Source organism: Nocardia thailandica NBRC 100428 (genome assembly GCF_000308795.1).
GTDB classification, from domain to species: Bacteria; Actinomycetota; Actinomycetes; order Mycobacteriales; family Mycobacteriaceae; genus Nocardia; species Nocardia thailandica.
In genome coordinates this window covers 1-12,008 of record NZ_BAGK01000192.1, presented here as the reverse complement: position 1 = coordinate 12,008, position 12,008 = coordinate 1, and the positions used below count along the sequence as shown (strand labels likewise).

Below are 12,008 nucleotides of genomic sequence, written 5' to 3'. Positions count from 1 at the left end.
ACCCGCGACCGGTGCCCCCGGTTCCGGGGTGGGGAACCGAACCGGGGGAATCCCCGATGGCGTGCGGGCGGCCGGACAGGAACACTGGTGGCCATGACATCGCTTTCCAAGGGCATCGACGCCGCCGACACGGCGGCGGGTACCGCGACCGCGGCCGCCGCGGTAGACCTCGTCAAGGTGTACGGCGCCGGAGATACGCAGGTCAAGGCACTCAACGGTGTCTCGGCCGATTTCGCCAGGGGCGAGTTCACCGCCATCATGGGCCCCTCCGGCTCGGGCAAGTCCACGCTCATGCACTGCCTGGCCGGCCTCGACGCCGCCGACGGCGGCGAGGTGCGCATCGGCGACACCGCGCTGACCGGCCTGTCGGACAAGCAGATGACCGCGTTGCGCCGCGACCGGATCGGGTTCGTCTTCCAGGCGTTCAACCTGGTCCCCACCCTGACCGCGCTGGAGAACATCACCCTCCCGCTCGACATCGCGGGCCGCAAGGCCGACCCGGACTGGCTCGACACCGTCGTCGGCCGCCTCGGCCTCACCGACCGGCTCGGCCACCGGCCCAGCGAGCTCTCGGGCGGTCAGCAGCAGCGCGTCGCGTGCGCCCGCGCCCTGGTCGGCAAGCCGGAGATCATCTTCGGCGACGAGCCGACCGGCAACCTGGACTCGCACTCCTCCGGCGAGGTGCTCTCGATCCTGCGCGCCTCGGTCGACGAGTTCGGCCAGACGGTGGTCATCGTGACCCACGACCCGCGCGCCGCCTCCTACGCCGACCGGGTGGTGTTCCTCGCCGACGGCGAGATCGTCGACGAGCTCCGCGATCCCACCCAGGACTCGGTGCTCGACCGGATGAAGGCGCTGGAGACCAAGTGAGCACAGCAGCGCGCGGCGGGGGGAGCCCGATGCGCAAGGTCGCCCTGCGCAATCTCGCCGCCCACAAGGTCCGGCTGGCGCTCACCGTGCTGTCGGTCGTGCTCGGCACGGCCTTCATCGCCGGATCGTTCGTCTTCACCGACACCCTGCAGCGCACCTTCGACAGCATCTTCGAGGGCCAGGCCCAGGGCGTCGACGTCCGGGTGAGCCCGAAGGCCGCCCAGGGCCAGGGCGTGCCGACCAACATCGTGTCGAGCCTGAGCCGCACCGAAGGTGTCGCCGCGGTGGCGCCCGCCGCCAACGGCCCGATCGTGCTCATGGACCCGGACGGCGCGAAGGCCGTCCAGACCGGCGGCGCCCCCAGCTTCGGGCAGTCGTACCTGCCGCCGGGGCAGGCCGTCGCCGAGCCGGAGAAGTTCGTCGCGGGCACGCCGCCGTCGCGGCCCGGCGAGATCGGCCTCAACGTCAGCGGCGCGGAGCGCGCCGGCCTGCGGGTCGGCGACCGGACCCAGGTGCTCGTCCCGTCCCAGGGCGATCCGTTCGAGGTCACGCTGACCGGCATCTACGAGCTGCCCGGCACCTCCGGCGGCGGCGTCGTCGCGGTGCTGTTCGAGCAGAGCCAGGCGATGAAGCTGTTCACCGACGGTTCGCACGTGGCCTACGCCGACCTGCGCGCCGCCCCCGGCACCGACCCGGACGCCCTGCGCGACAAGCTCGCCGCGGCGCTGCCGAACTACAAGGTGGAGAACGCCGAGCAGGTCCGCGAGAGCATGAAGGCCCAGATCTCGCAGGCGCTGAACTTCATCAACTACTTCCTGCTCGCCTTCGGCGCCATCGCGCTCATCGTCGGCACGTTCATCATCTACAACACCTTCTCCATGATCGTGGCCCAGCGGCTGCGGGAGCTGGCGCTGCTGCGCGCGATCGGCGCGAGCCGGTCCCAGGTCGGCCGCTCGGTGGTGGCCGAGGCGGTGATCATCGGCCTGATCGGTTCGGTGATCGGCCTCGGCGCGGGCATCGCGCTGGCCTACGGGTTGTCCGCGCTGCTCAACGCCTTCGACCTCGGCCTGCCCACCGGTTCGCTGACCGTGCTGCCGCGCACGGCGATCGTGGCGCTGCTGGTCGGGCTCGTCGTCACCGTGTCCAGCGCCTACGCGCCTGCCCGCCGGGCCGCGAAGGTGCCGCCGGTGGAGGCGATGCGCTCCGAATTCGCCAGCGCGGGCGACTCGCTGCGCCTGCGCACGATCCTGGGCGCCCTGCTCGGCGTGGTCGGTGCGGTGCTTGTCGTGCTCGGCGCGCAGAACACGGGCAAGCCCGCGGCGGTGGTCGTCGGCATCGGCGCGCTGGCGCTGATCCTGGCGGTGCTGCTGGCCTCGCCGGCGCTGTCGCGCCCGATCCTGCGGGTGCTCGGGGTCCTGACGCGGCCGTTCGGCCCGGTCGGGCAGATGGCGCGCAACAACGCGGTGCGCAACCCGCGCCGCACCGCCGCCACCGCGTTCGCCCTGACGCTCGGCCTCATGCTGGTCTCGGCCATCGGCATCTTCGGCGCCTCGGCCAAGTCGAGCGTGAGCGTGCTGGTCGACAAGGGCGTCGAGGCCGAATACGTGCTGGCGGGCCCGCCCATGATCGGCGTGCCGATCGGCGCCGTCGACGCGGTGCGCCAGCAGGTGCCCGCGGCCGAGGACGTCGTCGGGGTGCGGGCGGTGCTGGTGAAGGTCGGCGACGACCAGCTCACCGGCACGGCGCCCGACGGCCCGGTCGACACGGTCGTGGACATGACCATCCTCGACGGCAGCCGCCAGTACGGCGAGCGCGAGATCCTCGTCGACGACGTGGAGGCGTCCGAGCGGGGCTGGAAGGTCGGCCAGCAGGTCACCCTGACCAGCCTGGACGACAAGAAGATCCCGCTCACCGTGGCCGGCATCTTCGACAACTCGCCGCTGCTCGGCGCGATCGTCCTGAGCACCCCGGTGTACGAGGAGGTCATGCCGCAGAGCCTGCGCGCCAACGCCTACGTCCTGATCAAGGCCGCGCCCGGCGCGGACCTCACCGCCATGCGCGGGCAGCTGGAGAAGGCGACCGAGAAGTTCCGGGTGGTCCAGGTGCAGGACCGCGAGGACTTCAAGGGCGCGCAGGGCAAGCAGATCAACACCCTGCTGGCCATCCTGTACGGCCTGCTCGCGCTGGCCGTGGTGATCGCCGTCCTCGGCATCATCAACACCCTGGCCCTGTCGGTGGTGGAACGGCGCCGCGAGATCGGCATGCTCCGCGCGGTCGGCACGCAGCGCGCGCAGGTGCGGCGCACCATCTACCTGGAGTCGATGCTGATCGCCGTCTTCGGCGCCATCATCGGCCTCGTCCTCGGTGTGGCGCTGGGTGTCGGGTTCCTGCGGACGCTGCGGGACCTGGGGATCGACCAGATCGCCATCCCGTGGGGCCAGCTGGTCTTCGTGCTGGTGGCCTCGGGCGTGGTCGGGGTGCTGGCCGCGCTGTGGCCCGCGGTGCGGGCGGCGCGCACGCCACCCCTGGCGGCCATCGCCGACATGTAGGTCCGTGACGACCGGCCCGCCGCCGGGGTGCCCGGCCGGGTCAGCCGCGGCGGCGCGGCGGGCCGCCCGGGTAGCTGTCCCACCACGCCCGCGGCGGCGCGCCGTGTTCGTCCACCGGTGGGGTGAGCCCGAATTCGGCGCAGTAGTCGGTGGCCAGCCGGTCGAGGACCGGCGCCGCGTCGAGGGTGGCCGCCCACCGGCGGGGCAGCGCGTCGCGGCCGAAGCGGGCGCCGAGCAGGCTGCCCGCGACCGCGGCGGTGGAGTCGCTGTCGCCGGAGTGGTTGACCGACAACAGCAGTCCCTCGCGGACGCGCTCGTGGCCGGGCCCGCGCGCGGCCTCGGCGACGAGCGCGGCGAAGACCGCGATGCCGAGCGCCTCCGGCCCGACCCAGCCGTGCCCCAGTTCCTCCAGGTCCTCGGGCACCGGTGCGCGCCCGGCGCGGGCCAGACGGTCGGCCAGCGCGGCCGCGGTGTCGAGGGCGTTCGACGTCTCGTCGTGGCCGGGGTGGCGGGCGAGTTCGCCGCGGGCGCGGTCGAGGGCGGTCGGCAGGTCGGCGCCCCGGCACAGCAGATAGATCATGGCCGCCAGCGTGCCCGCGGGCAGCCAGCCGCCGGGATGACCGTGGGTGAGCGCCGCCGCGTCACAGCCCACGTCGAAGATCTCGCGCAGCAGCGAGCCCGAGCGGTCCGCGGCGTAGCCGAAACCGCAGGGCGCCGAGCGCATCACCGCGCCGCAGCCCTTGGAGTCGTTGATCGGACGCGCAGGCGTGCCGAGCACGCGGTGCGGGTCGGCCTGGTCGGCGACCCGCTGCATCGCCCGGTACACCGACTGGGTCGTCCCGCGCCGGTCGATCAGCTCGGGGTAGGCGACCAGCGCGCTGTGCAGCGGGAACGGTTGCGGCGGTAGCGAACCGCCCTGGCTCTCCAGCCAGACCAGCATGCCCTCCTGCAGGAACCCCATGGTCCCGCCGCCGCGCCCGCCGCCCCGCGCCCGCACCGACCCGCGGATGAGCGCCTCCACGGTGAACAACGTCAGCTGGGTCTCCTCGCTGATCGTCGCCCGGTAGGTCGACCCGACGCCGGTGACGCCCGCCGCGCCGTAGCGCTGCCGGATGTGGCGCAGCAGCTGGTCTTCCACCGGCGCGCCGAGGGCGTCGCCGATCGCGCCGCCGAACAGGGCGCCGTGCACGCGCCGCTCCCAGCCGGGAGCGGTGTCGGCGGCGGGCCCGCCGTGGTGCGTCCGCGCCGTCGCTTCGCGGTGCGCCGCGTCGGGCCGCTCGGGTGCCGTGCCGGGGCGGCGACGAGATGCCTCGTCGCCGTGGAGGCGCGCGAAATCACCGTGCTCGGCCATCGATCCCGATCGCGCGCCCGCCGCGGGACGGGGAGGGCTGTCGCGCCCGCCGTGCGGGAGCGCGCCCGCTCCGGGATGCCGTTCCGCGGCGGCCGCCCCGGCCGTCCGGCCCGCGTCCGGTGCGCGACCCGCGACCGGTTCGGGGCCGACGAGGTTCGCCGCCACCGGTCGCGCCCGGCCCCCGTGGCCCGCGGCCTCCCGGACCGCGGCGCGCAGGTCGTCGGCGAACGCGGTGCAGCTGGGGTAGCGGCCCTCGGGCTCCTTGGCCAGGGCCCGGCCGAACACGGCGTCGAGGGCGGGCGGCAGCCCCGCCCGGCGCTCGCTCGGCGCGGGCGGCGGGCGGTGCAGGTGCCCCAGCATCACGGTGGCGGGTTGCGGCGCGTCGAACGGGCCCGCGCCGGTCAGCAGGCGAAAAGCCGTGCAGGCCAGCGAGTACTGGTCGCTGCGGCCGTCCAGCGGCGAGCTGGTGAGCTGCTCGGGCGAGGCGTAGGGGATGGTCGCGGTGAACTGCCCGGCCCGGGTGATCGTCGAACCGCCGTCGAGCAGTTTGGCGATGCCGAAGTCGGTGAGCAGGACTCGTTCGGTGAAGCCCGCCCCGCGCCCGGCCGAGCGGGACAGCAGGATGTTGGCGGGCTTGACGTCGCGGTGCAGGACGCCGCGGCTGTGCGCGTAGTCGAGCGCGTCCGCGGTCTGGGTGAGGATCTCGGCGATCCGGTCCAGCCCCAGCTGCGCGGCGGGCACCGCCGAAGCGTCGGTGCCGTCGACGAATTGCATGGAGATCCAGAGCTGTTCGTCGTCGTGGCCGCGGTCGTAGACGGTGATGATGTTGGGGTGGTCGAGCTGGGCGACGAGGTCGGCCTCGCGTTCGAACCGGGCGCGCACCTCGCCGTCGGTGAACAGGTCGCGGTGCAACAGCTTCAGGGCGGTCAGCCGGGGCAGACGGGGATGGCGCGCGGCGTACACCGCGCCCATGCCCCCGCGGCCGAGCTCCCGTTCGATGACAAAGCCCGCGAACACCGCGCCCCGCCGTAACACCCTCTACGTACCCCTCTGCCGAAGTCTGCCTCCGCAGCTTAACGGCCGCCGCCGCGCGCGTCCCGGGGCCGAATCGATCAGCGCGACCCCGCGTTCAGGTTCGCCCAGCGCACCAGATCGCCCCGGTCCAGCGCCGTGGCCAGCAGGTCGGGGAACTTGTCCGGCGTGCAGGCGAAGGCGGGGACGCCCAGCGCGGCCAGCGCCGCGGCGTTCTCGTGGTCGTAGGCCGGCGCGCCCTCGTCCGACAGCGCCAGCAGGACGACCACCTGGACCCCGGCCTCCTTCATCGCGTTGATCCGGCGCAGCATCTCGGCCCGGACGCCGCCCTCGTACAGGTCCGAGATCAGCACGAACAGGCTGTCAGCCGGGCGCGCGATCAACGACTGCGCGTACGCGATGGCGCGGTTGATGTCGGTGCCGCCGCCGAGCTGCGTGCCGAACAGCACGTCGACCGGATCGGCGAGTTGGTCGGTCAGATCCACGATCTCGGTGTCGAAGACGATCAGCGAGGTCTTCAGCGACCGCATCGAGGCGAGGACCGCCCCGAACACCGCGGCGTAAACCACGCTGGCGGCCATGGACCCGGACTGGTCGACGGCCAGCACCACGTCGCGCCGGACGGCGTGCGCCCGGCGGCCGTAGCCAACGAGCCGCTCCGGGACGACGGTGCGATGCTCGGGCAGATAGTGGGCGAGATTCTTGCGGATCGTGCGGTCGAGATCGAGGTCGCCCGGTTTCGGGCGGTGGGTGCGGGCGGCCCGGTTGAGCGCGCCGGACACCGCGGCCACGGTGTGCGCGGCGATCCGCCGCTCGATCTCGCGGACCACCTGGGCGACGACCGCGCGGGCGGTGGCCTTGGTGGTCTCGGGCATCACCCGGTTGAGGCCGAGCAGCGTACCGACCAGGTGCACATCGGGTTCCACCGATTCCAGCAGCTCGGGTTCCAGCAGCAACTCGGTCAGGTTCAGCCGCGACACGGCGTCGCGCTGCATGACCTCCACCACCGTCGACGGGAAGTAGGTGCGGATGTCGCCGAGCCAGCGGGCCACCCGCGGCGCCGAACCACCGAGCCCGCCCGCGCGCTTCGCGGGGCCGTCTGCCTCGCCGGTGTCGTACAGCGCCGCCAGCGCCCGGTCCATGGCCTCGTCGGCGCTGCCCGGCAGGCCGCCGAGGGCGGATTCGGCCGCCTGGCCGAGAACGAGCCGCCAACGGCGGGAGTGGGTTTCGTCGGGGTCGGTCATGGGCGGTGCCGCCTTCCGGTGGGCAGGGGTGGCCGGGCGGCCGGTCATCGGGGCGCGCCGATGATCGTCAGGGCCGCGGACAGGGCGAGCAGGGCGCGGTCGGGATCGACGCCTGCGGTGTCGGCGGGGGCCGCGGCGCCGTCGGGGCCGGTGTCGCGCAGGGCCTGTCCGATGGCGCGGCGCTCGCCGGATTCGAAGGAACCGAAGGTGCGGCGCAGCAACGGCAGGGTGGCGACGAACTGGTCCTCGGACAGGTCACGCAGCCAGTCGTCGATGCGGCGCAACAGGTCCCGGTCGTGGACGAGCAGCAGGCCGCGGCCGCCGAGGAAGCCGTCGATCCAGGCGGCCTTGGCGGCCGGGGTCCGGCCGACGGACAGGGCGGCGGCGAGCCTGCGTCCCGATTCCGCGTCGTCGATGCGCTCGGCGTCGCACAGCAGCCGCACCAGGCGCCCGGCGATGGCGCCGTGCACATCGGCGCGATCGGCGATGCGGGCCAGGGTGTCGAGCCACGCGTCGGTGGCCCGCGCGTCGTCGAGGATGCCCAGCGCGGTGTGCGCGGTGTCGATCTGCTTGCGCAGCGCCTCCGCGGCGTCGGTGTCCAGGCCGGTGACGGCGCTGGGCAGGCCGGCGTTGATCCGCACAAGCAGACCCTCGGTGACGTGGGCGAGCGCGGCGGTGTCGGTGCCCCGGACGTCGCCGTAGCGCAGCGTGCGGGTCAGGCCCGGCAGCGCCGAGAGCAGCTGGGTGACATCGTGATCGAGCGCCGCGGCGGCCTCCAGCCGCCGGATCAGCCCGGTCAGCGCGTCGCCGAGGTCGGCGAGCAGGGCCAGTTCGAGGGTCTCGGCGAGCTCGGTGACGGTGGCCCCGGGGCCGGCGGCGGTGTCGAGGATCTTGGCCTCGGCGGCGGTCCGCAGGGTGGTGCCCCACCGCGAGGCCTCCACGATGCGCACCGCGAACTCCGGTTCCCAGCGCAGCGCCCAGCTCTCGCGGAACGTGCCCGTGCTGCGTACCTCGCCGACGGTCGGTGTGCCCCAGTCCACGCCGAGCAGCCGCAGCCGGTGCAGCAGCCGGGAGCGTTCGACATCGCGCTCCCGGCGCAGGTCGAGGTCGAGGGCACGGGGCGACGCCTCCTGTTTCATGCGCAGCGTGCGGATGCGGGCGCGCAGGTCGGCGGCCAGCGGCACGGTCGGCGTCTCCTCGGGCACCGCGCCGAGGGCCTCCCCGACGACGAGTTCGTCGACGACGAGGCGCACCATGGTCTCCTCGCCGCCGCACATCACCGAGCGCACGGCCTCGGTGACCTCGGACAGGCCGGCCAGCGGCCTGCCGCGCAGGGCAGCGAGGGTCTCCGCGAGCCGCACCGCCTCGATGACGTGCGCGCTGGACACCGGCAGGTCGTGACGGCGCAGCACCGCGGCGACCTTGGTCAGCCAGCGCGCCACCGGCTGCGCGGTCTCGGTGAACAGGTGGTGGTACCACCCCGGCGACGCGACACCAGCGCCGTATCCGGAATCCGACGCGAGGCGCGAATGGGTCCACGGCACCCAGGTCAGGGCGGTCTTCGTCTTGGGAAGGCCCCTGAGCAGACGGGCGTCGGGCGCGGCGGGGCCGAGCGTGCCGCTCAGCGCGGGCGCGTGCCAGGCGCCGCAGACCACGGCCAGGCGCCGCGAGCCACCCTTGAGCGCGGCCCGCATCGTCTGGCGCATGTACGCCTCGCGGACCAGGGTGTGCCGGTCGACCACGAGGGGCGCGAAGGGGCCGGCGAATTCCGGCTCGGTCGCGTCCTCGGGGTCCCTCCCGTCCTCGCCGTCCTCGCCGTCCTCGCCGGGCTCGTCGTCCCCGGCGGACTCACGCAGGGCCGCCATGGCCTCGGTGATCGCCGCGAAAGCCGCGCTGTCGGGCACCGATTCGATGATGCTGTCCCACCAGCGTTCGGCGTCGTCGTACCCGGCGGCCGCCGCGAGCTGGGCCAGCGGGTCCCCGCCGCGGGCGCGGTCGCGATCGGCGGCGAGGGCGTGGGCGGCGGGCAGGTCGCAGAACCGTACGGGGACATCGTGTTCGGCGCCGTAGCGCAGGGCCTGCCACTCGGGGGAGAAGACCGCGAACGGCCAGAACGCCGCGCGGGCCGGGGTGTCGGGCACGTAGGCCAGCAGCGCGACCGGGGGCGCCATGCCCTCGGCGGCGGCCAGCCCGACCAGCGGGTCGGCGTCGGCGGGCCCCTCGATCAGGACGGTGTCAGGCGCGAAGGCGGACAGCGCCTCCCACAGCGAACGGGCCGAGCCGGGGCCGTGGTGGCGGATGCCGAAGACCCGGGTCTCGGGCGGGGTCGGTGCGGTCACGGGTTACCCGAGTTCCTTGCAGGCGCGGTAGAAGTCGGCCCACTCCGGGCGCTCGCGCACCACGGCCTCGAGGTACTCGGTCCACACCACCGCGTCCGCGACCGGGTCCTTGATCACCGAGCCGAGGACCGCGCCCGCCACGTCGGAGGCGCGCAGCACGCCGTCGCCGAAGTGGGCCGAGAGCGCGAGGCCGTTGGTGATCACCGAGATGGCCTCGGCCGTCGACAGGGTGCCCGAGGGGGACTTGAGCTTGGTGCGGCCGTCGGCGGTGAGCCCGGACCGCAGCTCCCGGAACACCCGCACCACCCGGCGCACCTCCTCGGCCGCGGCGGGCACGGCGGGCAGTTCCAGCGCGGCGCCGAGCTGTTCGACGCGGCGGGTGACGATCTGCACCTCGGCGTCCTCGTCGGCGGGCAGCGGCAGCACCACGGTGTTGAAGCGGCGGCGCAGCGCCGAGGACAGGTCGTTGACGCCGCGGTCGCGGTCGTTGGCGGTGGCGATCACGTTGAAGCCCTTGGCCGCCTGCACCTCCGCGCCCAGCTCGGGCACCGGCAGCGTCTTCTCCGACAGCACCGTGATCAGCGCGTCCTGCACGTCGGAGGGGATGCGGGTGAGCTCCTCGATGCGGGCGATGGCGCCCTCGCGCATGGCCGTCATCACCGGCGAGGCGACCAGCGCCGCGTCGCTGGGTCCCTCGGCGAGCAGCCGCGCGTAGTTCCAGCCGTAGCGGATGGCCTCCTCGGCGGTGCCGGAGGTGCCCTGCACCAGCAGCGTCGACCGCCCGGAGACGGCGGCCGAGAGATGTTCCGAAACCCAGGTCTTCGCGGTGCCGGGCACGCCGAGCAGCAGCAGCGCGCGGTCGGTGGCCAGGGTGGCGACGGCGACCTCCATGAGCCGGCGCGGGCCGACGTATTTCGGGCTGACGACGGTGCCGTCGTCGAGGGTGCCGCCGAGCAGGTAGGTGACCACCGCCCACGGCGACAGCCGCCACGACGGCGGGCGTGGCCGGTCGTCGACGCGCGCCAGGGCGGCGAGCTCGTCGGCGAAGGCCTGTTCGGCGTGCGGGCGAAGCAGGGTGGTCGCGGTTCCGGTGGTGGTCAACGCAGCTCCTCGAGCATGGTCGCGCGATCGGTGAGATCGCGGGCGAGACGGTGGAAGGCCTGTTCCCAGGCGGGATCGTCGATCTTCTCGGCCAGGGCGGTGGCCTCGGCGGCCAGCTCCGGCGGCAGGTGGACGGACGCGGCGGCCAGCAGCGACCGGTCGGCGTAGGTGCCCGCGTAGTACGAGCCGTCCCGGACGGTGGTGCGGGCCCGGCGGCCGAGCAGCGTGAGGATGTGCGCGGCGATCGCTTCCGGCCAGCGGTGCCCGAAACCGGGCAGCAGATTCTGCAATTCGGTGATCCAGTGCGCGTCCAGGGTCAGGACCTGCGCGATCTGCTCCTCGGGCTCGAGCAGGGCGAACAGCTCGCGCCTGCGCAGCATGGCCTGGTCGGTCGGCCTGCCGAGCGCGAACAGCGCGGCGGCCCAGGCGGTGTCGCGCTGGGCGAGGGTGGCGTCGATCCAGCCGTCGACCACGGGCTGGCGGAAGCGTTCGGGCAGCGGGAGCGCCAGGGTGCCGCGCGGGGTCGCCGCCGCGAGCGACCGCCAGGCGGCCAGCGGGGTGGCGGCGACGACCTGGCGCACCCGCACCGCGTCCAGGTCGGGTAGGCCCTCCCAGCGATAGGCGAATTCCGCGCCGCGGTCGGTGATCCCGTCGCGGCGGGCCGCGTCGTCGAGGTCGGCGGGCACGCGCACCGTGACGCTCCCGTCCGCGGCCGTGCCGAACCAGTCCCGCGCCCGCTCGGTCATCCGGGCGGCGTACCCGGATCCGGGCAGCCGGGCCAGCAGGTGCGCGGCGGTGCGGCGGACGTCGCCGCGGCGGTCGTCGAGCACCGATTCGAGCAGCTCCTCGTCGTCGGCCGACAGCCCGTCGGCGAGGACGGCGAGGAGCTCGGCCTTGACCGGCCCGGTCTCCCCGGGCCAGGCGGCCGCGAGGGCGGCACGCGCGCCCGCCGGGTCGGCGGCGCGCAGGGCGGTCAGCCAGTCGCGGCGTTCGACCGCGGTGCCGAACAGCCACGGGTCGGTGACGGTGACGTCGACGACCGGGGCGTGCCCGGCGAAACTGTCGCCCAGCCTGCGCCATTCGGGGTTCAGCCCGGCCAGCCAGCGGCCGCGGGGGCCCGCGAGCCGCAGCAGCGCCTCCCGGTTGCCCGTGTCGGCGGCGGCCGCGGTGAGCACCGGGACCAGCAGCGCGGCGGGCAGCCGGTAGCCGAAGGGCGCTGCGGCCTCCAGCCATTCGGGCAGGAAGGCGGACTTGTCGGTGAGCAGGGCCGCCAGCCGCGCGGCGGCGGGCGCGGGCAGCGCGGGCCGCGGGTCGTCCTCGGCGGGCTCGGGCGGCTCGGCCGTGCCGGGCAGCGCGCCGCCGGTCAGGTACAGGTCCTGGAGGGCGGCGGCGGTGAGGACACGCACGGCGGGATCGCCCGCGCGGGGCACCGCCGCCGCGACCGCGTCGTCCAGGCCCAGGTGGTCGGGCGCGCGCCGGGCCGTGCCCAGCAGCGCCACCGACACCGAGGTCGGCGAACTCC

At 74.5% G+C, this 12,008-nt stretch carries 7 protein-coding genes; 2 read left to right on the top strand and 5 right to left on the bottom strand.

What is annotated here, in order from left to right; translation table 11 throughout:
* Positions 1 to 93 precede the first annotated feature (93 nt).
* Together ON36_RS21435 and ON36_RS21430 are read left to right on the top strand one after the other, a co-directional pair.
* On the top strand, positions 94 to 870 hold the full coding sequence (locus ON36_RS21435) for an ABC transporter ATP-binding protein (protein WP_052314219.1): 777 nt from the start codon (positions 94 to 96) through the stop codon (positions 868 to 870).
* A 29-nt stretch (positions 871 to 899) separates the two neighbouring features.
* Positions 900 to 3,419, top strand: a complete 2,520-nt coding sequence (locus ON36_RS21430) for an ABC transporter permease (protein WP_043656568.1) — start codon at positions 900 to 902, stop codon at positions 3,417 to 3,419.
* Between the two features lie 40 nt (positions 3,420 to 3,459).
* Here the strand turns inward: ON36_RS21430 and ON36_RS35910 are convergent, their stop codons facing one another.
* From ON36_RS35910 to ON36_RS21400, 5 genes are all read right to left on the bottom strand, one after another.
* On the bottom strand, positions 3,460 to 5,787 hold the full coding sequence (locus ON36_RS35910) for an ADP-ribosylglycohydrolase family protein (protein WP_245558151.1): 2,328 nt from the start codon (positions 5,785 to 5,787) through the stop codon (positions 3,460 to 3,462).
* 95 nt (positions 5,788 to 5,882) lie between these two features.
* Positions 5,883 to 7,046 (bottom strand): VWA domain-containing protein, encoded by a 1,164-nt coding sequence (locus tag ON36_RS21415; protein ID WP_043656565.1) that lies wholly within the window; start codon positions 7,044 to 7,046, stop codon positions 5,883 to 5,885.
* Positions 7,047 to 7,090: 44 nt separating this feature from the next.
* A complete protein-coding gene (locus ON36_RS21410; protein WP_043656563.1) occupies positions 7,091 to 9,385 on the bottom strand; it encodes a DUF5682 family protein in 2,295 nt (764 codons plus the stop codon).
* A 3-nt stretch (positions 9,386 to 9,388) separates the two neighbouring features.
* Entirely contained in the window at positions 9,389 to 10,486 is a 1,098-nt protein-coding gene (locus tag ON36_RS21405) for an ATP-binding protein (RefSeq protein ID WP_043656560.1), read from the bottom strand.
* Positions 10,483 to 12,008: DUF5691 domain-containing protein (locus ON36_RS21400; protein WP_043656557.1), on the bottom strand; the 1,526-nt coding region annotated here is incomplete at its 5' end. The genes ON36_RS21405 and ON36_RS21400, both read right to left, overlap by 4 nt.

Bases quoted from the DNA above. Each gene is read 5' to 3' on its own strand.
- ON36_RS21415 (WP_043656565.1), bottom strand. From the start codon at position 7,046: ATGACCGACCCCGACGAAACCCACTCCCGCCGTTGGCGGCTCGTTCTC.
- ON36_RS21435 (WP_052314219.1), top strand. From the start codon at position 94: ATGACATCGCTTTCCAAGGGCATCGACGCCGCCGACACGGCGGCGGGT.
- ON36_RS21430 (WP_043656568.1), top strand. From the start codon at position 900: ATGCGCAAGGTCGCCCTGCGCAATCTCGCCGCCCACAAGGTCCGGCTG.